Raw genomic sequence first — 23,187 nt, 5'->3', positions numbered from 1 at the left:
GCTGGGAACCATATACTCGAGGGGCCAGTCCGGACTTTGTTGATGGGGGATCAATGGGCGAGCAATCCAACCAGCCTGTGCAGCAGGCCACTGAGCTTCCGCCGGTTTTTGTGGAAGTACCGGACCGCTCCGGGTTGCCGGATGCCGGCACCTCCACGGCCCTGAACGCCGGCCTCACCGCCGCTGAGGTACTTACCGCCACCGAACCGGCCCCCGTCCAGTACGCCACAAAGGCCCAAAGGCGGCGCCGGGACATTCTTGGTGTCGGCTGGATCCTGGCCTGCCTGGCCATCGGTGGACTGTATTGGGAGCTGGAGCATGCGTGGGAAGGTCCCAATCCGGGCAGCGCCGACTGGGTGGTGTGGGTGCTTCTGGTCCTTATCCCGTTCGCGGTGTTGTTCAACTATTACCCTCACTGGCAGGAGCATCAGCACAAGAAACGGCACAAGGCGTGGCTTTCACGTTTCATCGGGTTGTGGCCGTTGCGGGAGAGGCTCGTTGAGGTGGAGCGGATCCGCGACCTGCGGCAGCGGGTGGTTGTAGGGGACCTTGCTGCCACGATGGCTGCGGACCGGGAGGTGCTCCTGCGGCAGGGGGCGGGTGGAACCGCCGCCGCCGGGCTGTTGGAGGCGCTGACCGCTGTGGGGGCTTACGCCCGCGCCACCACCGATGATCCCGCCCTGGAAGCGGCGGCCCGCGAGGCTGTTGCCCGGCTCAGCGAACTGGCCGGACGACGGCGGGAGCTTCCCGAGCCGTCCGGCCCGCCGACGTCCCTGCCGCCGGCAATCCAGCCGGCGCCGGTTCAGCGGCTGCGGCGCCGCAGCAACGGGTCAGTCAACGACGGCGGCAGGTAGCCGGCGTCGGCCTGGTTCAGCGTGGTGCCCGGCGGAACGATCTCGTCGATCCGGTCCAGCACGTCCTTTGACAGGCTCACCTTGTCCGCGCCGAGCACGCCTTCGAGGTGCTCAAGCGTGCGGGGCCCGATGATCGCGGACGTCACGGCCGGGTGCTCCAGCACGAAGCCCAACGCGAGATGGATCAGGGACAGGCCCGCCTGCTCGGCGAGTTCGGTCAGCTCCAGTACAGCCTGGGTCTTGCGGGCATTTTCCGACGACGACGGGTCATGCCGCTCCGGCTGCCGCGCGGCTCGGCTGGAGGTGGCATGCGCGCCGTCGGGCCTGATCCTGCCGGACAGCCACCCGCCGGCCAGCGGACTCCACGGCAGCACGCCGAGCCGGTGCTTCCGGGCCAGCGGCAGCACTTCGCGTTCAATGCCTCGGGCCAGGATGGAGTACGGCGGCTGCTCCGTGACCGGGCGCTCGCGGTGGCGTTCCCGGGCAACGTACTGGGCCTCCACAATCTGCCCCGGCTCGAATGTGGACGTGCCGATGTACCGAATCTTGCCCTGCCGCACCAGGTCCGTGAGCGCCCCGAGGGTCTCGTCGATGTCCGTGTCCGGTTCCGGCCGGTGCACCTGGTAGAGGTCGATCCAGTCGGTCTGCAGCCGGCGCAGGCTGTCCTCCACCTCACGGATGATCCACCGGCGTGAGTTTCCCGCCTGGTTCACGTCCTCGCCGAGGCGGCCGTGGAACTTGGTGGCCAGCACCACCTCGTCCCGGCGGCCCTTGAGCGCCTTGCCCACGATCACCTCGGACTCGCCCTTGGAGTAGACGTCCGCGGTGTCCACCAGGTTGATCCCGGAATCCAGGGCGCGGTGGATGATGCGGATGGAATCCTCGTGGTCCGGGTTGCCAATGGCCCCGAACATCATGGTGCCCAGGGTCAGCGGGCTGACCTTGAGGCCGGTGGACCCCAGGTTGCGGTAGTCGGTCATGCAGATGCTCCCAGTAGTTGCTTGCTGTGTTGGTTCTGGCTGTAATCGCCTTGGCTGTATTGGCTTCGCGGCCGGTCCAAACCGAAGTGCTCGCGCAGGGTCCGGCCGGCGTACTCGGTGCGGAAGATTCCGCGGGACTGCAGGATGGGCACCACTTCGTCGGCGAAGGCTTCGAAGCCGCCGGGCAGCCAGGGCGGCATGATATTGAACCCGTCCGCTGCACCGTCCTCGAACCAGCGCTGGATCTCGTCTGCCACCTGCGCCGGGGTTCCGGCGAAGACATAGTGCCCGCGCGCCCCGGCGAAGCGGTGCAGCACCTGCCGCACGGTCAGGTTCCCGCGGCGGATGATGTCCAGGACCAGCTGGCTGCGGCTGCCGGCTTTGCCGGCCGAGGCCAGCAGCTCCGGCGGGAAGGACTCGTCCAGTTTCACCCCGGCCAGGTCAACGCCCAGCAGCTTCTGCAGAATCCCCAGCCCGTACTCCGGCTGGGTGAGCTCGTCGAATTCCTGCTTGAGCGCCCGTGCCTCGGCCCCTGTGGAGCCCAGGTAGGGGCTGATGCCGGGCAGGACCAGGAGTTGGTTTGGGTCCCGGCCGTTCCCCGCTGCCTGCGCCTTGATGTCGGCGTAGAACCCCTGCGCACTCTGCAGGGTCTGGTGGGCTGTAAAAACCGCCTCGGCGTGCCGGGCAGCGAAGGCCTTGCCGTCAGCCGAGGAGCCGGCCTGCACAAACACCGGCCTGCCCTGCGGGGACCGGGGGGTGTTCAATGCGCCCTCTACCCGGAAGTATTCGCCCTCATGCTGGATCGGATGGATCCGGGATGTGTCGGCGAAAACCCCGCTGTCGGCGTCGGCCACCACGGCCCCGTCCTCCCAGCTGTCCCACAGCTTGCCCGCCACCCGGACAAACTCATCTGCGCGGGCGTAGCGCTCTGCGTGCGGCGGGTGCTCATCCAGCCCGAAGTTCCGGGCCGCCCGCTCCGCGCCGGTGGTTACGATGTTCCACCCGGCGCGGCCGTTGCTGATGTGGTCCAGTGACGCGAACAGCCGGGCCGCGTTGTACGGCTCCAGGTAAGTGGTGCTGGCGGTGCCGATCAGGCCGATCCGTTCGGTGGCGACGGCGATCGCGGACAGCCAGGTGAACGGCTCGATCCGGAACCTGGTGGCATACTGCACGTTGTTCTCCAGCGCTGGACCGTCGGCGTAGAACACTGCATCCAGTTTTGCGGCCTCCGCGCGCTGGGCCAGCTCCTGGTAGAAGCGGATGTCCAGCAACCGGTCCGTCCGGGATTTAGGGTGCCGCCACGCGGCCTCGTGGTGGCCGCCCGGGTAGATGAACAGGTTGAGCTTGAGCTGCCGGCCCATCAGAACGCTGAACCGATCGACGCGAGCGCCGGTGCAACATCGCCGGCGAAGCGGTTGCCCGGGCGCTCCAGGCCGTAGTGCTCCCGCAGGGTGGTTCCCGTGTAGTCGGTGCGGAACAGGCCGCGCTCCTGCAGGATCGGCACCACTTGGTCCACAAACGTCTCCAGCCCGGAAGGCAGCACCGGCGGCATGATGTTGAAGCCGTCGGCTGCGCCGCCGTCGAACCATTCCTGGATTGCGTCCGCCACCTGGACCGGCGTTCCAGTGAAGGTGCGGTGCCCGCGGCCGCCGCCCAGCCGGCCGATCAGCTGGCGGACCGTGAGCTGTTCGCGGCGGGCAAGCTGGACGATCAGGGTGTAGCGGCTCTTGGCGCCCTCGATCTCGTCCTCGCTGGGCAGGTCCTCGGGCAGTTGGCGGTCCAGGGGCAGGTCCTCCGGAGCCACGCGCAGGGTCTTTGCCAGCTGGATGCGTGCGTACTCGGGCTTGATCAGCCGGTCCAGTTCCCGTTCCAGCTCCAGCGCTTCCTCCTCCGTGGCGCCTATGACCGGCACGATGCCCGGGAGGATCTTGATGGTCTCAGGGTCACGGCCGGCCGCAGCGGTGCGGGCTTTGAGGTCGCGGTAGAACTCCCGGGCGTCCGCGAGGGTCTGGTGGGCGGTGAATACGGCGTCGGCATACCGGGCCGCGAGGTCCTTGCCGTCCTCGGACGATCCGGCCTGGACAATCAGAGGGTGGCCCTGCGGCGAGCGGGGCACGTTGAGGGGGCCGCGGACCTTGAAGTGCTTGCCCTCGTGGTCGATGGTCCGAATCTTGTCTGCGTCACCCCACACGCCCTCGGCCTTGTCCGCAAGCACGGCATCGTCCTGCCAGCTGTCCCACAGCTTTTGCGCCACCTCGATGAACTCGGCGGCCCGTTCGTACCGGACTGCATGGGCGGGCTGGTCGTCCACCCCGAAGTTACGGGCCGCGTCGGGGCCGGCTGTGGTCACCACATTCCAGCCGGCCCGGCCGCCGCTGACCCAGTCCACGGACGCGAAGCGGCGGGCCAGGTTGAACGGTTCGTTGTAGGTGGTGGAGGCGGTGGCGATCAGGCCGATGCGTTCCGTGGCGCCGGCGATGGCGGTCAGCAGCACGGTGGGCTCGAGCTTGCCGGCCGGGCGGCGGCCCACCTCGCCGAACAGGACCGGAGAGTCGGCGAAGAAGATGGAGTCCAGCTTGCCGCGTTCGGCCGTGCGGGCCAGCTGCTTGTAGTGCTCAACGTTGGTGCTGGACTGCGGGTCGCTTTCGGGCAGCCGCCAGGATGCTTCGTGGTGGCCGGTGCTCATGAGGAAAGCGTTGAGGTGGAGCTTGCGGTTCTGCGGCTGGTTTCCGGAAGTCATGGGATTGGTCCTTTGGGTTCGGTTCAGTGGGAGACGGCGGCAACGCCGAGGTCGGTGAGCAGTTCGCGGCGCAGGGCTTCGTGTCCGGCAGCGTCGGCAGCGGTACCGACCTCCGGCGAAACCGTGCGGATGGTGGCCACGCGGCCCCTGTCCAGCACCACGATGCGGTCGGCGAGGGCAATGGCCTCGTCCACGTCGTGGGTGACCAGCAGGACGGCGGGCCGGTGGGCTGCCACCAGGTCACGCAGCAGCCCGTGCATCTTGATCCGGGTGAGGGCATCGAGGGCGCCGAAGGGTTCGTCGGCCAGCAGCAGCTGGGGTTCACGGACCAGCGACCGGGCCAGCGCCACGCGCTGCTGTTCACCGCCGGACAGCTCGTGGGGCCAGGACTTCTCGCGGCCGGCGAGCCCCACTTCGGCGAGGGCCTTGCGTGCCCGGGCCTCGGCGTCGTGCTCCCGAAGGCCCAGGGTGACGTTGCCCAGCACGGTGTCCCACGGCAGGAGCCGGGAGTCCTGGAACACCACGGAGACCCGCTCCGGGACGCTGATGACGCCGCTGCCGCGCACATCGTGGTCCAGCCCGGCCAGTGCCCGCAGCAGGGTGCTTTTACCGCAGCCGCTGGGGCCCAGGAGGGCCACGAATTCGCCCGATGCGATGTCCAGGTCCACGCCGTTCAGGACGCCTTTGGGCCCGAAGCTGCGGATCAGGTCCCGGACGGAAACTGCGGTGACGTCGCCGGAAGCGGGCTTGCCGGCAGGGTTGACGACGGCGGGACGTGCGGCGGCGGTCAGCCCGCCAGGGTGCGTTGCCACGAGAGGGCCTTTCGTTCGATGAGGCGGACGGCGCCGTCGGAGACCAGGCCGAGAATGCCGTAGACGGCCAGTCCGAGGACGATGATGTTGGTTTGGCCATAGGTGCGGGCGAGCTCCATCATGTAGCCGATGCCGCTGGTGGCGTTGATCTGCTCCACCACCACCAGGGACACCCAGGCACCGGTGACGGCGAACCGCAGGCCCAGGAAGAACCCGGGCAGGGCGCCGGGGAGGACCACCTTGCGGATGAAGGCCGCACGGCTGAGGCCTACGGTTTGGGCGAGCTCCACGTAGCGCAGGTCGATGCCGCGCAGTCCGGCATGGGTCTGCAGGTAGATGGGGACAAAAACGCCCAGGGTGATGGTGAGGACCTTCATGGTCTCGTCGATGCCGAACCACAGGATGAGGAGCGGGATCAGGGCGAGGCCGGGGATGGCCCGCTTGATCTGCACCGGCCCGTCGATGAGCGCCTCGCCCACGCGGCTCAGTCCTGACAGCAGGGCGAGCAGGGCGCCGACCACGATGCCGAAGAAGAGACCCAGCCCTGCCCGTTGGGCCGAGATGGCGAGGTTTTCCTGGAGCCGGCCGTCGGCGAGGAGCTCACCGGCGGTGGCCACCACGGTCCAGGGTTCGGAGAGGATCCTTGGGTCCAGCAGGCCGGTGGCGGAGGAGATGGTCCAGAGTGCCAGCAGGGCGCCGGGGCCCAGCAACCAGGCCAGCCGCCGGCGGCGGCCCGGTCCCAGCCGCCTGCCGGTGGGGCGGATGTCCTCGCGTGTGGCGAGGGTCGGATCCAGGTGGGGTTCGACGGCGGGACGGTCCAGTACGGGGACGGCGCTCATGCTGCACCGCCCTTTGCTGCTTCGGCGAAGGCGGTGCCGGCAATGGCCTCATACCGGGTGTCGTACAGGTCCGCCGCTTTTAGGTGCGGCTTTTTCTGTTCCTTCGACAGCAGGTCGATGGTCTGCTGGTGCCGCTCGATGCCCTCAGCCCAGGAGGTGGGAACATCCCGTTTGCCGGCCGCGTCGATCAGGTACTGGCCGTCTTCGCGGGACAGGCCCTGGTCCTTGATGTAATAGCCCTCGAGCCATTCCTCGGGGTGGTCCTCAATCCAGCGCTGGGCCTTGCCCCACACCTTGACGTAAGCAGCCAGTGCGGCGGCCTTGGCCGGGTCCGCCAGCACTTTGGCGGGGGAGTAAAGGTGCCCCGGATCATCCCGCAGGCCGTGCCGGAGGGTGGTGCCGCCGTCGGACTTGTACTTGGCCAGGTAGCGCTTAATCTGTACCCCGCCCAGTGGCGCGGCATCCACCTGCTTGCTGGACAGGGCCGTGGAGTAGGTGTCACCGGTGCTGGGCAGCTCGATGAGTTTGACGTCATCCTGCGCGAGGCCTGCCTTTTGAAGGATCCGCAGCACCAGAGCACCCTGGGCCTGGCCGGGGCTGTAGGCGATCTTCTTGCCGCGCAGCTCCGCCAGGGAGGTGATGCCGGCTCCCGGGGCGATGCCCAGCTCGTAGATGGGGTGGTTTACAGCGTCCTGGCGGTAGGCGCTGGCGATGATGCGGACATCGAGGCCGGTCCAGGTGGCGTGGATGGGCGGGATGTCCGCCACGGAACCGACGTCCAAGGCGTTGGCCCGGAAAGCCTCTGTTGTTTGGGGCCCGCCGGAGATGTTGGCGAACTCCACGTTGAATCCTTCGAGTTCCTTCTTCAGGCCCGAGAGTTCCAAGGCTACCTTGACGGTGGGGTCTCCCACTTTGACGGTGGTTCCGGCGGGAACGGTGGTGGCCAGTGGGGCCAGGGACGCCTGGCTGGTGGAGTTGCCAGCGGTGGCAGTACCCGCGCAGGCGGTCAGGAGCCCGAGCGCTGGCAGTGCCAGGAAGGCGCCGAGGGCACGGCGGCGGGTGAAGCTGGAGGCCCCGGATGAGGCGGACGGGGGTGAAGAGGAGGCGGCGAAGGTCATGGTTGGCCTTTCGGAGGATTGGCGTGGGAAAAGTGGCATGCGAAGTCGGAAGGAAGGCACGGCCGAGCTGGCCCTCGAAGAGAGCCCGGAGCGGGATGGGGAAAAACGGAGGTGCTGCGCGCTGTCAGGTGCCGGCAGTCAGGAGCGGGGGAGCCGCCACTGTTGGGCACCGCGCATGCCGCACATTCGGTGCGTGGGGCAACAGGCGGAACCGAAGGGGCTGCCTTGGCGGCGGATGGTGGTTTCCGGCATCGGGTCCTCCTGTTCGTTCTGCTTGGTTCTGTTTGATGCTGCATGGCCGAGGCCTTGGAAACACCTAAGCACGGCAGTCAGGGCCTTGGCCAGCATCATGCAAAAGACGCGAAACGGAAGGAAACGGCGCTACTTACAGCGCCATCAGAAGGACAAACCGGGCAACGCTGCGCCATGATCCGCAACGGTGGTTAACGTGACTGGACCGCAACACCGGGTTGGTTGGAGCTAGCCCGCGCTGGCCTGGGCCAGTTCGGTGATCTTCTCCGTTGCCGCCCAGGAAGCGAGGAGCTTGAGGCTTTCCTCGGAGGGGCTGCCCGGAGTCGCGGGGTAGACCGTAAGTGAATGCCCGGGGTCCTCTTCAAGTCCCAGGACCTGGTAGTTCAGTTCGAGCAGCCCCACCACAGGGTGCTGGAAGAACTTGGTCCCGGCATAGTGCCGGCGGACATTGTGTGCAGCCCAGCGGGTGCGGAAATCGTCGCTGCGCATGGACAGTTCGCCCACCAGCTCGGCAATGCCTTTGTCATGCGGGTTCCGTCCGGCCTCACGGCGGAGGATGGCCACGTTGGTATTGGCTGCCCGTTCCCAGTCCGTGTAGAAGTTGTGGGCCCGGGGGTCCAGGAAGATAAAGCGTGAATGGTTGGCCGGGCGTGCCGGGCCGCGGTACAGGTCCGAATACAGCGCGTACCCCAGCGTATTGGCGGCCACGATGTCCATCCGGTTGTTTCCGATGAAGGCCGGCGCTCCCGTAATGGTGTCGAGGAGGTACTGGAGTTCGGGCCGGACACGCGTTGGCGCGGCGCTCGCCGCACGCTTGCGGCCCGTCATGTTGGCCGTCCTGGCCAGGTCGTAAAGGTGGTCATGTTCGGCCCGGTCCAGTTCCAGGGCCCGTGCGATCGCATCGAGGACACTGTCCGAGACACCCGTGAGGTTCCCGCGTTCCAGTCGGGTGTAGTAGTCCACGCTGACCCCGGCGAGCCGGGCCACCTCTTCCCGCCGGAGGCCGGGCACGCGGCGACGTCCGCCGTAGGGTTCGATCCCTGCCTGCTCCGGCGTGATGCGCCCGCGGCGGGTGGAGAGGAACTGGCGTACCTCGGCTCGGTTATCCATAAGAACACGTTACGACGAATGGCCAATCCGTAAGGAGGGTCTGCCAAAACCCGTTTCAGCAGGGCCCTCGCTAGGACTTCCGGGGCCCGGTTTGATGGAAGCATCCCCTTTTCGTCATCAACCAGATGGAGTGCTCAACGAATGCTGCCAACCGCAACGCGGGCGCCGTCCGCCGGCGCCGTTCCCGGGACGCTGGTGGCCACTGTCATCTTCCTGACGGCGGTGGCACCCCTGGCCACGGACATGTACGTCCCGGCCTTCCCGCGCGTATCCGCGGACTTCGGCACCACGGCCTCGGCGGTGCAGCTGACCCTCACCACGTTCTTCGCCGGTATGGGCCTCGGCCAGCTGGTGGGCGGCCCGTTCAGTGACCAGCGCGGACGTCGGCTCCCCCTGGTGGCGGGCACCGTCCTGATGGCGGTGGCATCGGTGGCCTGTGCCCTCGCCCCGAACATCGCACTCCTGATGATCGCCCGCTTCCTGCAGGGCTTTGGCGGCGGCTGGGCCATGGTGATCGGCCGGGCCGTCATCGTGGACCTCGCCCATGGGTCCCAGCTGGTCCGGGTGCTGAACATTGTGATGGGCATAGGTGGCGTGGCACCCATCATCAGCCCGCTGCTCGGAGCCGTGATCCTGCAGCTGACCGGATGGCGGATGACCTTCTGGACGCTTGCCGCCCTGGGCATCCTGATGACACTCTGTGCCCTGTTCGTCGTCCCGGAGTCGCTTCCGCCGGAGAAACGCCACTCCGGCGGGCTGGCAGAATTCGGCCGTGCGGCGAAGGAGGTGCTCTCGAACCGCAGCTTTGTTGGCTATGTGGTGGTGGCGTCGTCGGCCTTTATCGCCCTGTTCGCGTACGTGGCCACGTCCGCGTTCATCCTGCAGAACATGAACGGCCTGTCTCCGGTGATGTACTCCATCGTGTTCGCCGCGAACGCCGGCGGTATGACCATCGCGGCCCTGGTATCAGCCAGGATGGCCGGCCGGGTCCTTACCAGGAAGGTCATCCTGGTGGGGCAGCTCATCGCGCTGGCCGCCGGGGTGGCCATGCTGGCCGGAGCACTGTGGTGGGCCACCCCGCTGCTCGTGGCCATGGGCAGCTTCTTCGCCCTTATGGTGGCGCAGGGCCTGATCAACACAAATGGCGGCGCCCTCGCTTCCGCGGAGGTGCCCCGGCACCCCGGCACCAGTTCCGCCGTCCTGGGACTCGTCCAGTGGACCACCGCAGGCATTGTGGCGCCGATCGCTGGCCTGGGCGGTGAGAACACGGCGGTGCCCATGGCCCTGCTCATGATCGCTGGCGCGCTGCTGTCCCTGTTCGGGCTCCTTGTCCTTGCCCGGCCGCATTCCAAACCCATTCCCTTCCAGGAGGAACAAGCACATGAACATCGAACCAGCCCGTGAAACCATCAAGAACCCGCCGGAGCAGTTCGCCGGCAACGTGTGGCTGGACCTGATTGCCGCACCGCACGGGCCTGAGCAGCGTGCAGTGGTTGCCAAAGTGCGTTTCGCGCCAGGTGCCCGCACTGCCTGGCACTCGCATGAACGCGGCCAGTACCTGCATGTCACCGCAGGTGTGGCCCGCTTTGGCAGCCGGGACGGCACGATCATTGAGGTACACCCGGGGCAGACGCTCTACACCCCGCCCGGGGAGGAGCACTGGCACGCCTCGGCCAATGGAACCTTCATGGAGCACATCGCCATCCTGGAGAACTCTGACGACCCCGCCGTCACCACCGTCTGGGCCGAGCACATCACGGATGACCAGTACGAAGGCCGTTAAGGGTAGGACTGCCAGACCCAGTATCAACAGGGCCACCCCTGCCGGCCTGATATGCCGGTTTGCCGGTCTTCGACCCCGCTAGCATTTTAGAGAACCCCCAAGAACAACAGGAGAGCCATGACTACCGTCAAAGCTTATGCATCCCCGTCCGCCACAGATGACCTCATCGCCACCACCATCGAACGCCGCGAGGTGGGCCCGAACGATGTCCTGATCGAGATCAAGTTCGCCGGAATTTGCCACTCGGATATCCACACGGTCCGCGGCGACTGGGGCCCGCAGCAGTACCCGCTGGTCCCCGGCCACGAGATCGCCGGCGTCGTCACCCAGGTGGGTTCCGCCGTCACCAAGCACGCCGTCGGCGACCGGGTGGGCGTGGGCTGCATGGTCAACTCCTGCAAGGAGTGCGCCAACTGCCTGAAGGGCGAGGAGCAGTACTGCCTCAAGGGCATGGTGGGCACCTACGGCGCGGTTGACCGCGACGGCACCATCACCCAGGGCGGTTACTCCAGCCATGTTGTGGTGACCGAAGACTTCGTGGTGCGCATCCCTGAGGGACTGGACCTGGACGTCGCCGCCCCGCTGCTGTGCGCCGGCATCACCACCTACTCACCCCTGCGGCACTGGGGCGCCGGCCCCGGCAAGAAGGTTGCCGTCGTCGGCCTCGGCGGGCTCGGCCACATGGCCGTCAAGCTCGCCCACGCCATGGGTGCTGACGTGACGGTCCTGTCGCAGTCGCTGAAGAAGCAGGAAGACGGGCTGCGCCTTGGCGCGGACCACTACTACGCCACGAGCGACGAGAACACCTTCAAGGAGCTCGCCGGCACCTTTGACCTGATCATCAACACCGTCAGCGCCTCGATCGACATCAGCTCCTACCTGCAGCTGCTGGCCCTCGAAGGCGCGCTGGTGAACGTCGGCGCCCCCGCGGAGCCGCTCCCGGTGAACGCCTTCGCGCTGATCGGCGGCCGCAGGTCCTTCGCCGGATCCATGATCGGCGGCATCCGCGAAACCCAGGAGATGCTGGACTTCTGCGCCGAGCACGGCATCGGCGCCGAGATCGAGGTCATCCCCGCTGAGAAGATCAACGACGCTTACGAGCGCGTCCTGGCCTCGGACGTCCGCTACCGCTTCGTGATCGACACTGCCACCCTCTAGTACCAAAAGCGTCCGACGGCGGCCGGCTCCCAAGGGGCGGGCCGCCGTCGGGCTTTAATCGCCCAGGGCCCGCTCTATGCCATCCCCTCAGTTATTGCTGTGGGTTCGGCGCCGTATCCGGCCGCTGTCCCGAGAGGTTTTCCACCGCCTGCTCGATATTCACGGCTAGGCGGTCGACCTCCTCCATGTAGAGCCTGCCCGCCGTGATCTTGCCGTTCCTGAGCTCAAAGAGTGTTACTCCACGCACCTTGAAGTCCTGGCCATCACTGCGCGTTCCGGACCAGGACCATTCGCTCCAGGTCGTGTCACCGTCATCAACCGAGCGGATCAGTTCGGCGTGGAAATCGGGAATCCCGGCAAACATCGCCTGCCAGTTGGCGTGCATTTGAGCGCGCCCAACGAAGGCAGCGCCGGGGTGGGCCGGTTGCTCGCTGCGGTAGTCCTCGTGAATAAGCGCTGCCGCCCCTTCCAGGTCGTGGGCATTCAGGGCGGCAACCAGCGTGTCTATGACTTCACTCATGACTTCCTCCCGTGCCAGGAGCCGCCGTCGTCTTCAATCTCCGCCAGCACGTCGGCGGCGTCCCGGTTGCCTGCGGCCGCCAGGCGCCGAAGCTCATCAAGGTCGCCCTGTTCGCCGGCGGTTTCCACCAACTGGTCCATGGCGTCCCTGCTGCCGGACTCGGCCAGCCGCCTCAGTTCGTCCAGGTCCCCGCGCTCCGCGGCGCGTTCAACCAGTTCATCCGCGGCGTCCGAATCACCGCGCTCGGCACGCTGCCGCAAGGCCTCAAGTTCAGGGTCGGGTGTCTGCACGCTTCAACTATGGGCGCCTCACTGGTGCGCGTCCAGAGCACATCAGTAAAGGAAGATGTCGATCCATTCGCGGTTGTGGGCGTGGATCAGCACCAGGAACAGCACGAAATCGAACAGCAGGTGCACGCTGACGATGTAGGACAGCGACCTGGTGATGGTGAACAGCCGCGCCTGCAGCAGCGCAAACGGGAAGATAAAGAACGGCGCCCAGGCGTGGAACCCCAGCTCCCAGAGGAAGGACGTGAACAGCACGGCCTGGAGCAGGTTGGCCTGCCAGTCCGGAAGATGCCGGCGCAGGAGCGTGAACGCGGTGCAGATGAAGAACAGCTCATCCCAGATGCCCAGCACGTTGGTCCCCAGGAAAAGCCTGGCAATGCCCTCCGGGTCACTGACGGCCGGCCAGTTGTTGTAGACGCCGGTCCGGATCATGTAGACGGGCATCAGCGCGTACCCGATCACCAGGACGGCTGGCAGGTACCACTTTTCGGCGCGGGTCCACGGCTGGCCGGTGCGGACAGGGAACCGGATGGCATGCTCCCTGGTGATGAACCGCGAAACGGCGTACGGAATACCAACGGCCAGGATCATGGCTGTGCCCATCACGGCCATGTGTCCGGTGCTGATGTCCGTGGTGATGGGCACCAGGCTCATCGCAGTCAGCCCCACGGCGATGAGTCCCAGGTCGATAAGCAATCGCCGGTCGATGATTGCGGCCAGAACGAGGGCGGCGGCCAGGAGCAGGAAGCCGGAGAGGCGGTCCTCGCGGACAAACAGCAGAAAGCCCGACGCCGAGACCAGCGCTGCCGGGATCACGTTCAGTGACGCGCCGTTCAGCCCAGTGGGCCGCGCCTGGTGCATGCGGGATTGGGCGGGCGGCTGCGTCATGGACTCTTCCTTGCCACTGGCGTTCTGACGTGATGCCACACTTTTCCTCGCCGTCCGCGTAGATTCAGTAGGAGCCGCGCGAAAATAATCCCGCACGATTAAAACCGTATCCCGCCGTCCGCTGACCCACGAGTCCCTGGCTAAACCGGTCAGCACCCGGAGGCCGGGAAGCCTGTTCCCGAACGCCCGAACGACCGAAAGCAAAGGAAGCCCGCCGTGACCATTGACGCGAACCACCATCCCGCAAGCGAACAGCTGATCATTATCGGTTCCGGCCCCGCCGGCTACACCGCCGCCATTTACGCCGCCCGTGCCGGCCTTGCGCCTCTGGTGCTCGCCGGCTCCGTCACGGCGGGAGGCGCGCTGATGAACACCACCGAGGTGGAGAACTTTCCCGGCTTCCCGGGCGGTATCCAGGGGCCGGAGCTCATGGACGGGCTGCAGGAGCAGGCCGAGAAGTTTGGCGCCAAGGTTATGTTCGACGACGTCACGGAGGTTTCGCTGAAGGGTCACGTCAAGACTGTGGTCACCGGCGGCGGCGAAACCCACCGGGCTCCGGCCGTCATCCTCGCAACCGGCTCGGCGTACAAGGAGCTCGGCCTGCCGGAGGAAAAGAAGTTCAGCGGCCACGGGGTTTCCTGGTGTGCCACCTGCGACGGGTTCTTCTTCCGCGAACAGGACATCATCGTGGTGGGCGGCGGTGACTCGGCCATGGAGGAAGCGATGTTCCTGACCCGGTTCGGAAAGTCCGTCACCGTCGTGGTCCGCAAGAACGAACTGCGGGCCTCCCGCATTATGGCGCAGCGGGCCAAGGACAACCCCAAGATCACCTTCGCATGGAACTCCGCAGTATCGGCGATCCATGGCGACGGGAAAGTCTCCGGAGTGACTCTGAAGGACACGCGTTCGGGGGAGACACGGCATCAGGCCGCTACGGGGATTTTCGTCGCCATCGGGCACGTGCCGCGCACGGAACTGCTGACCGGGCAGGTGGACCTGGACGAGGACGGCTACATCAAGGTGGATTCACCCACCACTGTCACCAACATTTCCGGCGTTTTCGCGTGCGGGGACGCCGTGGACCACCGCTACCGGCAGGCCATTACCGCTGCCGGCACAGGCTGCGCCGCCGCCCTCGACGCAGAACGCTACCTCGCCGCCCTGAACGACGCCGACAGCATCGCCACAGCCCTGGTCGAAGAACCCACCCACAGCTAACGGACTTTTCCGGGAGGGCAGTTAACTGAAGAGGACGACGGCGGTTACTTCCCGCCGTCGTCCGCTGCAGTCTTGTTTACGTGAGTTAGGCGGAGGCCAGTGCGCGGTCCTCGCCACGGACACTCAACGTGAACGTGTTGGGCCCGCTGCAGGTGACGGCGATGCGGCAGGTGGTGGTGTTGTGGCGGGCCGAGAGGTCACTCACTGCGGCGTCAAGCGTGTGGTGGAGGGCTGACCGGTCCCAGATCTTGAGGGTCACGGAGTTATTGGCATCGAACGTCATTATTCAACTTCCATTTCATGCGGTGGGCAGCCCGGAATCTTCTTTGCCCGGACCGTGTCCTCGTCGGTGAGGACTGACTGCAAGTGGGAAAGCGCATTCCCTTACTTCCATGGTGCAGGTTGCTTTTGGGATCCGCAACCGGTGCAGGGGCGATGTGACCAATCACACCAAGCCGCGCGAGCGTGAGCCCGCTGGCCAACCCTGCTTTTCCATAGTGCCCAGAGCAGGTGAAGCGTCTCAACCGAAACGGCAATTATTGCAAGTGATTCTCATCACGGCAGCAAGGGGGCGGCTGACGGTGGCCTATTCGTCGAAGTAGGTGTCGATCTGATTCTCGCCCGAAATGGAGGCGATCACGGTTGCTGCCACGTCCCGCAGCTTGATATTGCGGGTGCTGGAGGCCTTGGTGAGGATTTTGAAGGCTGTGTCCCGGCTGCACCTGTTTTCGGCCATGATGGCGCCGATGGCCATGTCAATCACCGTGCGCGACTGCATGGCGACTGCCATGTCGTTCCGGGCTTCGCTGAGTTGAGCGATGCGTAGAACCAGGCGCAGCGAAGTCGCCGCCTGGCTGGCGAACGCCTCGGCAGTGGAAATGTCCTCGTCCGTGAATCCGTTGCTGCAGCCGGAATACAGGTTCATCACGGCTTCTGCCTCACCGGCCAGGTCCAGTGGCACGGCGAGGATGGATGAGACACCATTCTCCTGGGCGGCCTTCGTGTAGTGTGCCCACCGCCGCTCGGCGGCCAGGTCGGGAACCAGGAGCGTGGTTCTGTTCCTGAGGGCGGTGAGGCAGGGGCCGTCCTTGTACCCGTTTTGCAACTCGTCCAGGGCGCGGGCTGCCGCATCGTTGCTGGCTACAGCTTCGGGCCTCTTGCGCCGCATAACGGTGACGCCGCAATGGATCCGGTTACCCGGGGAGGACAGCCGGGCGGCGGCAATCAGCGCCAGATCGGTAAGGAAGCCGGCCACATCCTTGCTGTCCAGGACCAGTTCCTTCAGCCGCGTCTCCACATCCGGGGCGGGAACCGGGTCCGCCTGCGGCACGATGCTGAAGTTTCCGGCACCGGACTCCTGGTTTGTCATAGTGTTTCGCCTTCTATCAGCTCCGTCATGGCCATGGCGATCAAGGCAACCTGCCCCGACGGGATATCAAGTGCCTCGTGAAGGTAGGCATCCAGTGACATCTCATCGATCCCACCGCCCAGGCCGTAGTAATACGTCCACAATTTGGCCAGCGGAAGGTCTGTCTTCCGGAAACGCTCCGCTGTGCCCCGCCGTACTTCGGCGGCAAAATCCGATCCTTCGGGACCATCGGCTCCGTAGGGATACATTCCTACCTCTCGTCTTGCTCCGCTCCGGGAAGTCCGGCTCCGCGGACAATGTCAGTGGCAATGTCGTGCATTCGGCGGTTGCTTGACTTGGCCGCCAGTTGGAGGATCTGCAGGGCGTCTTCACGGCCGCCATGCTGCTGGAGCATGATCAGGGAGACGGCCGCGTCCACCACTGCCCGCGACTTCAGGGCGGCGCGAAGGTGCTCGGGATGGATGTCCGTTCCGTGCAGCCGCAGTGCGATCCTCAGCACGCGGGACATGGCAGCCGCGTGCTGTTCGAGAAGCCCCACCGTCTCCGCGGTGAAGGCGCCCACGGTGCCTGCATAGCAGTTCAATCCGGCATGCGAGAAGGCGTCAGTGGGGATGGGGACGGCCAGCACGGAGCGCACGCCCTCCTGGAGGGCTGCCTCCAGGTAGTCGCTCCAGCGTTCGTCGTTTTCCAGGTCCGCAATCAACACCAGGCGCTGCTGCCGGGCGGCAGTGAGGCATGGTCCGTCGCCGAACGAGTACTGCGTTTCATCCAAGCGGCGGCCCTCTGGCAACCGTTGCCGCTCCTCCGTCGCGTTCCACGGTGATGGTACAGGTGACCGTGCCATCGGACCCCAGCAGCGAGGCGGAGATCGTGGCCAGGCCAAGGAGGAACTCGGGGAACCCGGGACTTTCCAGGAGCAAATCCTGCATTCGGTCCAACGTGGTAAGTCTGCTGTCCTGGGCCATGGGCCCTCGATCCATAGGTGTGCCCTGGGCAGTTGCCCCTGGCTGGCGGCCTCCGCTCTCTGCGCGGCGGACCCGATCATTCAACCTCTGGATCTGATGGGTATCCCGAAATCTCCTACTACCGACACTACGCCGGTACCGGACCTATTGATATGCCCGGTCCTTGACCTACTCGTCCGGTTCCGCCTGGCGGCCGGTGCCATCTTCCCGGATCTCCGATGTGGTGGGGGCAGGGCCCGGACCGCCGTCGAAATCGTCAGTGTACGGCGCATGAGGCCGGGGGAGATCGTCGATCAGCTCATTGGCCGCCAGCGCCAGCAGGTCGCGTTGCACGGGCGGCAGCGACAGCAGCCCCTGCAGGTAGGCCTCCACCTCGTATTCGCCGGCGTCTCCGGACATGCCAAAATACTTCAGCCACAGCTCGGATATGGAGATGCCGGCGGCCCTCATGGCCGAACGGAGCCTGCGCCGTTGTTCCGGTTCATTAGGATCGAAACCCATGTGGACGGCCTACGATCCGGATGCCGGCGTCCCGGCCAGGACTCGTGCGCTGACGTCCTGCAATGCTGTGTTTTCGTCGCGGGCATGCCTGATGAGCCACTGCAGGGCTGCTTCGTGGGTCAGGCCCATACGTTCCATCAGCACGCCGCAGGCACGGTTCACCAGGTCGCGGGTGTACAGGGAGGCCTGGAGGCCCTCGGTCATCTTGTGGGGTGCCTCGCTGGCCTGGATGTGCGAGAGCAGCGTGGCGGCCGGCGCTGCAAAAAGTTGCAGCAGGGTGGTGCTGGACTCGTCATATGTATTGGGCAGCGCGGCATACAACTTCAGGGCGCCGATGGTCTCCTTGCCTGCGATGAGGGGAGCGCTGACAACCGAACGCACGGGCAGCCCCGCCACGGCCCTGCGCCAATCCGGCCAGCGGGTTTCCACCCGGATGTCCTGGAGCAGCACCGGCTTTTCCGTTGCCCAGGCGGTCAGGCACGGACCCTCCCCGCGCTCGTACTGCGTGGCGTCGGCCTCGGCCACAATCCTGTCGGTGTAACCGCTGCTGGTCCGGCGTCCGCGGGCATCCATGAGGGACACCCCCGCTCCAATGGTGCCCGGTACCGATTCCTTGGCCGCCTGGGCCAATAGCCGGACAGCCGAATTCACCTTCTCCTCAGTGAGCAGCAGCCCCTGGATGCGAGCGATCACAGTGCTGAGCTCGTCGAGGGGAAGTTGCTGCGCCATAATTCCAGCATAGGGCCAAGGCCTTCCCGCCGTCCCTTGGGCTCGCCTGCGGGTATGTGCATTACGACGGCGGGAGGGCACCCGGGGTGCGCCCGTTCAGGCGAGGTCCTGCAGGTACGGCGCCCGGGGCAGCGGCGGCAGCTCGTCGATGAGTTCATTTGCTGCGTGCGCCAGCAGGTCGCGCTGGCCCGCCGGCAGGGAGAACAGCGACTGGATGTAGGCGTCAACTTCGTATTCACCCACGGTCCCTCCGATGCTGAAGTAGCGGAGCCACAGATCTCCATGCCTGACGCCGGAGCGCTGCAGGGCTTTGCGCAGGAGCCGGCTCTGCTCCTGTTCAAGGCCCATCGAGGAGTCGGGGCGGCTTAATTCATGGTCCGTCATCAGAGGTTCTCTTGGTTCCGGCGAGGATCCCGGTGCTGATGCTAAAGAGTGACTGCCTGCTGGACTTGGAGAGCTCCACGAGTTGCTGAAGGGCTGTGGCCTGGTCAAGGCCGTGCAGGTGCATCAGGAAGCCCTGGGCGCGGTTGATTGTGTCCCGGCTGTCCAGGGCAGAAGCGAGGACTTCGGTGAATCGCTGCGGAGCCTCGGAGCTCTGGATATTGTCCAGGAGAGTGGCTGCAGGCACGGCAAGCTTTTCCAGGGGCCTCGCGCTGGCGGCGTCATAGACGCCCGGCTGGGTTGAATAGATTTTCAGAGCCCCCAGGCATCGTGTGCCTGCCATCAACGGCGAGCTGATGACGGAGCGGATGGAGAGTTCCCGGACCGCCTGCGACCACAAGGGCCAGCGGTCGTCAGTAGCGACGTCGTGAATCACCACACTGCGTTCGGTGGCCCACGCCGTAATGCACGGACCCTCGCCGAGCTCATACTGTGCGGCGTCCGCTTCAAGGACTACCGGGTCAGTGGCTCCCGTGCTGGTCCGCTTGCCGTGTTCGTCCATGAGTGATGCGCCCGCCCCCGAGCTTGCCGGGAAAGCGTCGCGGATGCCCTCGGCAAGCCGTTGGACGGCCCGGTCTACTTTCTCCTCGGTCAGGAGGAGGCCCCTGATGCGCGCAAGCGCGAGGGTGAGTTCATCCAAGGGGAGTTGTTGTGGCATGGGAGCGGACCTTCTGCGAAGGACATTGCTGTCTTCGTGGGGTGCCCCCTGCTGGGCCGGGAGCGGAAAGTAATTTTCCCTCCAAGACAAGAATAGACCCTGACGACGCAGTCGCGCGGGGTTCCGGCGCTACGGCTTTCCGGAAGCCCGTCAAATCGATGTAGGCTGGTGGCAGCGTTTGGAAGTGGGCGTCTAAAGGCCGCGTTGGAAACTGGCGCGGTTGAATCCCGACTTCATGGATCTGGAATGGACGCCCTGCCCGATACAGCCTCCCTGCCGGCCACCGCAATTCAGGACGGCATCGTTTCCCGCCTCCAGGACCTCGTCCTGCAGGCCGGCGACGCCCAGGACTTTTTCAAGGAACTCGCCGTTTTCTCGGCTTCTCTCCTCGCCCCGCCAGGAGGAGAGGTACATTGCAACGTGACGGTGGTGCGCCGGAAGCGGCCCGTCTCTGTCGCCTCCAGTACGCCCACAGCACGCGTGATGGACGACCTCCAGTACGCCTACGGCGACGGCCCCTGCCTTACGGCCATGCGTACAGGCAAGACCGTGTACGTTGCCGATGTTGCAATGGAGCAGCGCTGGCCGCAGTATGCGCAGGCAGTCGCAGCCCACGGCATCGGTTCAATACTGGGCGTGCCCCTGCAGCTTGAGGGCGATTCCTCAGCCGCTTTGAACATCTACTCCTCGGCAGTGCATGGATTCTCCCCGGAGGACATTGCACGTGCGGAGCTGTTCGGCGAGCAGTCCGCCAAGACTCTGCGGCTCGAACTGCGCCTCGCCCAGTTGCGGGATGCCAAGGAGGATCTGGAGGCCGCGATGAAATCGCGGACCGCCATCGATATTGCTGTCGGCGTGATAATGGCACAAAGCCGCTGCAGCCAGGAATCAGCGATGGCCATCCTGCGGAAGGCGTCCAACAGCCGCAACGTCAAGCTGCGGGACGTGGCAGCAGGCATCATCGAATCAGTTTCGCCCGATTCCGCCCTGCGTACGCATTTCGACGAGTGAGCTGCGCGGCTGTCGACGAACGAGCCCTGGCGTTAACCGGTGGCAGGGGATCATGACAGGACCTTACTGAGGGAGCGAGGACGATGCAGTCTTCCAAAACAGCAAAACTGCAAGGAGCCTTCTACATCATCAACGGCTTGTGGCCGCTCGTCCATATGCGCAGCTTCGAGGCCGTGAGCGGACCAAAGGCAGACAAATGGCTGGTGCGCACGGTATCGGGCCTCCTTATCGCCATCGGCCTGGAGCAAGTGCGTGCTACCCCCGGCAGGGAAAGCGCCGCCGTTGCAAGGCGACTCGGCATCGGTGCTGCCTTAACGCTTGCTGCAATTGACTTGTATTACTCCTTGAGTGGGCGCATCAGCAGGGCCTACCTGCTTGATGCCGCCGTTGAACTTTTCTGGATCCGGTCTTTGTTGGGAAAGGACTCGGCTGTCGGCAAGAGAAAAGTCCCATTGGACAGAAGCGCGGAGAGTGCGTAAATTTTTGAGTGGTAGGCGTCACATTTGGCGACCTGCCCCTCCGGGCCTAGTGCAGGGCCTCCGGGAGTGACCGCTGTAGCACGACGGCGGATAAATGCACACCAGCGAAAGAGAGCCATCATGGCTGCCTCGCATTTCTCACAGTTCCTTGCTGAAGCTACCGTTCCGGAATTCGATACTGACTGCCCCATGTCTGCCGATTGCCTGTATGGGCTCTACGTCAGTTGGTGCCTGCTCAAGGGTTTGGAAGCCAAGCCGGACGTCACCTTCCGGGCAGCCATGCACCGGGAAGGCATCGACCTCCACGACACCCGGCTCCGCATGGTGGGCCCTGCCGCGGCCGATTACATCCTGTCCAGCTACCCGGCCGCGGCCTGACGATGTCCATCAATCCGGAGGGTCCCAAGAACCGCATTGACGGCGTCCTGGCCTTTGGCGGGCAGTTTGTCCACTGTGGCCAGCCCATGCAGAAGACGGGCTCCGAGTTGCGCAGGCTCATTGCGCCGGCCTTCACTGACAAGCCATTCGAGGACGCCTTGGACGTCTACCTGACAACGCAGGTACTGCACTGCCAGTGCGGTTTCCAGATGGAGGTGCCCGAATAGGCGTCCTGGAGGAGGCGGAACGGCTGCAGTGCGGGGTGGCAGCCGTTCCGCCTGGTTCATACACAGCAACACCGCCCATGTTTTAGGGGCGGGACATAGGATAGGCGCATGTCGAATTCACCGGACAACGAATCGATCGCACAGCTGCAAGGCATCCTGGTGGGAGCCGAAGACGGGGTGGAGTTCCTGTCGGGGCTTTCAGGGCTGGCGGCAGCGGCGGTTTCCGAAGCAGCAGGCGATGCCATCGAATGCGCAGTCACCGTCAAGCTGAGGCGGAGGCCCACTACCGTTGCAGGCAGCAGTGACCGTGCCGTTGGGCTCGACCATATTGAGCAGGCCGTCGGCGATGGCCCCTGCATGAGGGCCCTGAGGGAAATGTCACCGGTGATTATCGACGACGTCGCCTCGGACTCCCGCTGGCCCGAGCTCACCAGAAGGTTTGCGGAGGCGGGCATTTACAGTTCACTCGGCGTGCCTTTGGAAATCAGCAGCGAAGCCAGCGCTGCACTGAACTTTTTCGCAACCAGGCCGGGCGTCTTCACTCCGAATGTTTACGACAAGGCCGTGGGCTTTGGCGCCGCTGCGCACAGCACCCTGCATCTGTCCGTCCGCATCAAAACTGCCGAAAACCGGGCGGAAGATCTTGAGGCGGCCATGGAACACAGGACGGCCATCAACTTGGCCTGCGGGGTCATCATGGCCCAGAACAGGTGTTCACAATCAGAAGCAATGGAAATCCTGACCAAGGTCTCCAGCAACCGCAACCGCAAGTTGCGGGACGTGGCTACAGAACTGGTTGAGCAGCTGCAGGGCACCAGCGTCCAGACTCACTTCGACGCTTAGCTCCCTCTCAGGCGCCGGCGGAGAAACCAAGGCGCGGCACGCCGTCGGCCGCCCTCCCGGCGATGGCGTCCGAGCAGGCGCGAAACAAAAATCGTTGACAGGTGCTATGTCCGCGACTTATCGTACAACCAAATGGTTGTAGATCAGCTCCGCGAAACCGAACTTGACCGCCTCTTCCAGGCGTTCGCCGACTCCACCCGCCGCGACATTGTTCGCCGGGTGACTGCCGGCGAATACTCGGTCTCCGGCCTCGCGGGCCTTTACGCCATGAGCTTCGCTGCCGTCCAGAAGCACGTGGCGGTGTTGGAGCGCGCCTCCCTGGTCACCAAGGAGAAGCGCGGAAGGGAGCAGATCGTGCGGGGAAACCACGAAGGGCTGCAGAAGGCCCGCCGGCTGCTCGATGACTATGAGGCGATCTGGCGGCAGCGCGTAAGCCGGATCGCCGACATTCTGGCTGAAGGATAGGGAAAGGGTTCTGCAATGTCGGTTATCAGTTCCACCAAGAATCTTGAGGCGCTCAGCTTCATTCTCGTTGCCGAGTTCGACGCCGGAGTCGAACGCGTCTGGCAGCTCTGGGAAGACCCGCGCCAGCTGGAGCGCTGGTGGGGCCCGCCCACCTGGCCGGCCACCTTTGAGCAGTTCAATTTCGAATCCGGCGGCAAGGCCGGCTACTACATGACCGGGCCGGAAGGGGAAAAGGCCGGCGGCTGGTGGCGGTTCACTGCCATCGAGGCTCCCCGCAAGCTGGAGTTTGACGACGGTTTCGCGGACGAAAACGGGGCTCCGGTGGAGTCCATGGGCACCACCCACGCCACGGTCACGCTCGAGGATACGGGCGGACGGACCAGGATGACCATCGTTTCCACCTTCGAGTCGGAGGAGCAGATGGAACAGATGGTCCAGATGGGCATGGAGGAAGGCATGCGGGAAGCCGTCGGCCAGATCGACGCCATCCTCGCCGAACACGCGAACGCGTGACCGGCTGAGCCTCCCGGCACCCAAGGAAAGCGTACGACGGCGGGACCTC

The 23,187-nt window shown here is 65.4% G+C and carries 31 protein-coding genes; 12 read left to right on the top strand and 19 right to left on the bottom strand.

Annotated elements, in window-relative coordinates:
• Positions 1 to 53 precede the first annotated feature (53 nt).
• Positions 54 to 854, top strand: a complete 801-nt coding sequence (locus FNL14_RS00460) for a hypothetical protein (protein WP_142056682.1) — start codon at positions 54 to 56, stop codon at positions 852 to 854.
• On the opposite strand, the gene FNL14_RS00455 is transcribed toward FNL14_RS00460, so the two are convergent.
• The 7 genes from FNL14_RS00455 to FNL14_RS00425 all read right to left on the bottom strand — a co-directional run bounded on the left by FNL14_RS00455 (position 803) and on the right by FNL14_RS00425 (position 8,705).
• Positions 803 to 1,834 (bottom strand): aldo/keto reductase, encoded by a 1,032-nt coding sequence (locus FNL14_RS00455; protein WP_142056679.1) that lies wholly within the window; start codon positions 1,832 to 1,834, stop codon positions 803 to 805. The genes FNL14_RS00460 and FNL14_RS00455 overlap by 52 nt on opposite strands.
• Entirely contained in the window at positions 1,831 to 3,195 is a 1,365-nt protein-coding gene (locus FNL14_RS00450) for an LLM class flavin-dependent oxidoreductase (RefSeq protein ID WP_142056677.1), read from the bottom strand. Before FNL14_RS00450 ends, FNL14_RS00455 begins: the two co-directional genes overlap by 4 nt.
• Positions 3,195 to 4,574 carry an LLM class flavin-dependent oxidoreductase gene (locus FNL14_RS00445; RefSeq protein ID WP_142056675.1) on the bottom strand — a complete coding sequence of 460 codons (1,380 nt, stop codon included), beginning with the start codon at positions 4,572 to 4,574 and terminating at the stop codon, positions 3,195 to 3,197. Before FNL14_RS00445 ends, FNL14_RS00450 begins: the two co-directional genes overlap by 1 nt.
• A gap of 23 nt (positions 4,575 to 4,597) precedes the next feature.
• On the bottom strand, positions 4,598 to 5,386 hold the full coding sequence (locus FNL14_RS00440; protein ID WP_142056673.1) for an ABC transporter ATP-binding protein: 789 nt from the start codon (positions 5,384 to 5,386) through the stop codon (positions 4,598 to 4,600).
• Positions 5,362 to 6,225: an ABC transporter permease gene (locus FNL14_RS00435; protein ID WP_142056670.1), complete on the bottom strand. Its 864-nt coding sequence runs from the start codon at positions 6,223 to 6,225 to the stop codon at positions 5,362 to 5,364. The genes FNL14_RS00440 and FNL14_RS00435 overlap by 25 nt, the downstream gene beginning before the upstream one ends.
• A complete protein-coding gene (locus tag FNL14_RS00430; RefSeq protein WP_142056668.1) occupies positions 6,222 to 7,343 on the bottom strand; it encodes an ABC transporter substrate-binding protein in 1,122 nt (373 codons plus the stop codon). The genes FNL14_RS00435 and FNL14_RS00430 overlap by 4 nt, the downstream gene beginning before the upstream one ends.
• Before the next feature lie 480 nt (positions 7,344 to 7,823).
• Positions 7,824 to 8,705, bottom strand: coding sequence for a helix-turn-helix transcriptional regulator (locus tag FNL14_RS00425; protein ID WP_091421537.1), 882 nt, complete (start codon positions 8,703 to 8,705; stop codon positions 7,824 to 7,826).
• 141 nt (positions 8,706 to 8,846) lie between these two features.
• On the opposite strand from FNL14_RS00425, the gene FNL14_RS00420 reads away from it, so the two are divergent.
• The 3 genes from FNL14_RS00420 to FNL14_RS00410 all read left to right on the top strand — a co-directional run bounded on the left by FNL14_RS00420 (position 8,847) and on the right by FNL14_RS00410 (position 11,646).
• Complete coding sequence (locus tag FNL14_RS00420) at positions 8,847 to 10,109, top strand: multidrug effflux MFS transporter (protein WP_142056666.1); 1,263 nt, start codon at positions 8,847 to 8,849, stop codon at positions 10,107 to 10,109.
• Complete coding sequence (locus tag FNL14_RS00415) at positions 10,087 to 10,488, top strand: cupin domain-containing protein (protein WP_142056664.1); 402 nt, start codon at positions 10,087 to 10,089, stop codon at positions 10,486 to 10,488. The genes FNL14_RS00420 and FNL14_RS00415 overlap by 23 nt, the downstream gene beginning before the upstream one ends.
• 117 nt (positions 10,489 to 10,605) lie before the next feature.
• On the top strand, positions 10,606 to 11,646 hold the full coding sequence (locus FNL14_RS00410) for an NAD(P)-dependent alcohol dehydrogenase (RefSeq protein ID WP_142056662.1): 1,041 nt from the start codon (positions 10,606 to 10,608) through the stop codon (positions 11,644 to 11,646).
• A 91-nt stretch (positions 11,647 to 11,737) separates the two neighbouring features.
• Here the strand turns inward: FNL14_RS00410 and FNL14_RS00405 are convergent, their stop codons facing one another.
• The 3 genes from FNL14_RS00405 to FNL14_RS00395 are packed head-to-tail and all read right to left on the bottom strand — an operon-like array spanning position 11,738 to position 13,314.
• Positions 11,738 to 12,166, bottom strand: coding sequence for a nuclear transport factor 2 family protein (locus tag FNL14_RS00405; protein ID WP_142056659.1), 429 nt, complete (start codon positions 12,164 to 12,166; stop codon positions 11,738 to 11,740).
• Positions 12,163 to 12,456, bottom strand: a complete 294-nt coding sequence (locus FNL14_RS00400) for a hypothetical protein (protein WP_142056657.1) — start codon at positions 12,454 to 12,456, stop codon at positions 12,163 to 12,165. Before FNL14_RS00400 ends, FNL14_RS00405 begins: the two co-directional genes overlap by 4 nt.
• A gap of 42 nt (positions 12,457 to 12,498) precedes the next feature.
• Entirely contained in the window at positions 12,499 to 13,314 is an 816-nt protein-coding gene (locus FNL14_RS00395; RefSeq protein ID WP_142056856.1) for a type II CAAX prenyl endopeptidase Rce1 family protein, read from the bottom strand.
• A gap of 243 nt (positions 13,315 to 13,557) precedes the next feature.
• Between FNL14_RS00395 and trxB the strand changes: the two genes are divergently transcribed.
• Entirely contained in the window at positions 13,558 to 14,559 is a 1,002-nt protein-coding gene (gene trxB, locus FNL14_RS00390; RefSeq protein ID WP_142056655.1) for a thioredoxin-disulfide reductase, read from the top strand.
• A gap of 85 nt (positions 14,560 to 14,644) precedes the next feature.
• Here trxB and FNL14_RS00385 read toward each other — a convergent pair whose 3' ends face one another.
• The 9 genes from FNL14_RS00385 to FNL14_RS00350 all read right to left on the bottom strand — a co-directional run bounded on the left by FNL14_RS00385 (position 14,645) and on the right by FNL14_RS00350 (position 19,222).
• The gene (locus tag FNL14_RS00385) at positions 14,645 to 14,842 is read right to left on the bottom strand and encodes a hypothetical protein (protein ID WP_091421520.1); all 198 of its coding nucleotides are present in this window, start codon (positions 14,840 to 14,842) and stop codon (positions 14,645 to 14,647) included.
• Positions 14,843 to 15,145: 303 nt separating this feature from the next.
• Positions 15,146 to 15,928, bottom strand: coding sequence for a GAF and ANTAR domain-containing protein (locus FNL14_RS00380; protein WP_091421517.1), 783 nt, complete (start codon positions 15,926 to 15,928; stop codon positions 15,146 to 15,148).
• Positions 15,925 to 16,176: a hypothetical protein gene (locus FNL14_RS00375; protein WP_091421513.1), complete on the bottom strand. Its 252-nt coding sequence runs from the start codon at positions 16,174 to 16,176 to the stop codon at positions 15,925 to 15,927. Before FNL14_RS00375 ends, FNL14_RS00380 begins: the two co-directional genes overlap by 4 nt.
• A gap of 2 nt (positions 16,177 to 16,178) precedes the next feature.
• On the bottom strand, positions 16,179 to 16,700 hold the full coding sequence (locus FNL14_RS00370; protein WP_255470649.1) for a GAF and ANTAR domain-containing protein: 522 nt from the start codon (positions 16,698 to 16,700) through the stop codon (positions 16,179 to 16,181).
• Positions 16,693 to 16,857, bottom strand: a complete 165-nt coding sequence (locus FNL14_RS23550; protein WP_255470648.1) for a hypothetical protein — start codon at positions 16,855 to 16,857, stop codon at positions 16,693 to 16,695. The genes FNL14_RS00370 and FNL14_RS23550 overlap by 8 nt, the downstream gene beginning before the upstream one ends.
• A gap of 204 nt (positions 16,858 to 17,061) precedes the next feature.
• The gene (locus tag FNL14_RS00365) at positions 17,062 to 17,394 is read right to left on the bottom strand and encodes a hypothetical protein (RefSeq protein ID WP_091421508.1); all 333 of its coding nucleotides are present in this window, start codon (positions 17,392 to 17,394) and stop codon (positions 17,062 to 17,064) included.
• Between the two features lie 9 nt (positions 17,395 to 17,403).
• Positions 17,404 to 18,123, bottom strand: a complete 720-nt coding sequence (locus FNL14_RS00360; RefSeq protein ID WP_170850845.1) for a GAF and ANTAR domain-containing protein — start codon at positions 18,121 to 18,123, stop codon at positions 17,404 to 17,406.
• Positions 18,124 to 18,219: 96 nt separating this feature from the next.
• Positions 18,220 to 18,507, bottom strand: coding sequence for a hypothetical protein (locus FNL14_RS00355; RefSeq protein ID WP_255470647.1), 288 nt, complete (start codon positions 18,505 to 18,507; stop codon positions 18,220 to 18,222).
• Positions 18,494 to 19,222 carry a GAF and ANTAR domain-containing protein gene (locus tag FNL14_RS00350; RefSeq protein WP_091421504.1) on the bottom strand — a complete coding sequence of 243 codons (729 nt, stop codon included), beginning with the start codon at positions 19,220 to 19,222 and terminating at the stop codon, positions 18,494 to 18,496. The genes FNL14_RS00355 and FNL14_RS00350 overlap by 14 nt, the downstream gene beginning before the upstream one ends.
• A 246-nt stretch (positions 19,223 to 19,468) precedes the next feature.
• On the opposite strand from FNL14_RS00350, the gene FNL14_RS00345 reads away from it, so the two are divergent.
• The 7 genes from FNL14_RS00345 (at position 19,469) to FNL14_RS00315 (ending at position 23,138) form a co-directional block, all read left to right on the top strand.
• Entirely contained in the window at positions 19,469 to 20,233 is a 765-nt protein-coding gene (locus tag FNL14_RS00345; RefSeq protein ID WP_142056654.1) for a GAF and ANTAR domain-containing protein, read from the top strand.
• 83 nt (positions 20,234 to 20,316) lie between these two features.
• Complete coding sequence (locus FNL14_RS00340; RefSeq protein WP_142056651.1) at positions 20,317 to 20,712, top strand: hypothetical protein; 396 nt, start codon at positions 20,317 to 20,319, stop codon at positions 20,710 to 20,712.
• A 120-nt stretch (positions 20,713 to 20,832) separates the two neighbouring features.
• Positions 20,833 to 21,090 carry a hypothetical protein gene (locus tag FNL14_RS00335; RefSeq protein WP_091421497.1) on the top strand — a complete coding sequence of 86 codons (258 nt, stop codon included), beginning with the start codon at positions 20,833 to 20,835 and terminating at the stop codon, positions 21,088 to 21,090.
• A gap of 2 nt (positions 21,091 to 21,092) precedes the next feature.
• Positions 21,093 to 21,317 carry a hypothetical protein gene (locus FNL14_RS00330; RefSeq protein ID WP_091421495.1) on the top strand — a complete coding sequence of 75 codons (225 nt, stop codon included), beginning with the start codon at positions 21,093 to 21,095 and terminating at the stop codon, positions 21,315 to 21,317.
• Between the two features lie 108 nt (positions 21,318 to 21,425).
• Positions 21,426 to 22,160 carry a GAF and ANTAR domain-containing protein gene (locus tag FNL14_RS00325; protein WP_091421492.1) on the top strand — a complete coding sequence of 245 codons (735 nt, stop codon included), beginning with the start codon at positions 21,426 to 21,428 and terminating at the stop codon, positions 22,158 to 22,160.
• Positions 22,161 to 22,292: 132 nt separating this feature from the next.
• Positions 22,293 to 22,625, top strand: a complete 333-nt coding sequence (locus tag FNL14_RS00320; RefSeq protein ID WP_142056649.1) for a helix-turn-helix transcriptional regulator — start codon at positions 22,293 to 22,295, stop codon at positions 22,623 to 22,625.
• Between the two features lie 15 nt (positions 22,626 to 22,640).
• Complete coding sequence (locus FNL14_RS00315) at positions 22,641 to 23,138, top strand: SRPBCC domain-containing protein (RefSeq protein ID WP_142056647.1); 498 nt, start codon at positions 22,641 to 22,643, stop codon at positions 23,136 to 23,138.
• Positions 23,139 to 23,187 lie beyond the last annotated feature (49 nt).

Source organism: Pseudarthrobacter sp. B4EP4b, from assembly GCF_006680095.1.
Classification (GTDB): Bacteria; Actinomycetota; Actinomycetes; order Actinomycetales; family Micrococcaceae; genus Arthrobacter.
The sequence above is the reverse complement of the archived record's forward strand: the minus strand, read 5'-3'. Positions and strand labels throughout refer to the sequence as shown.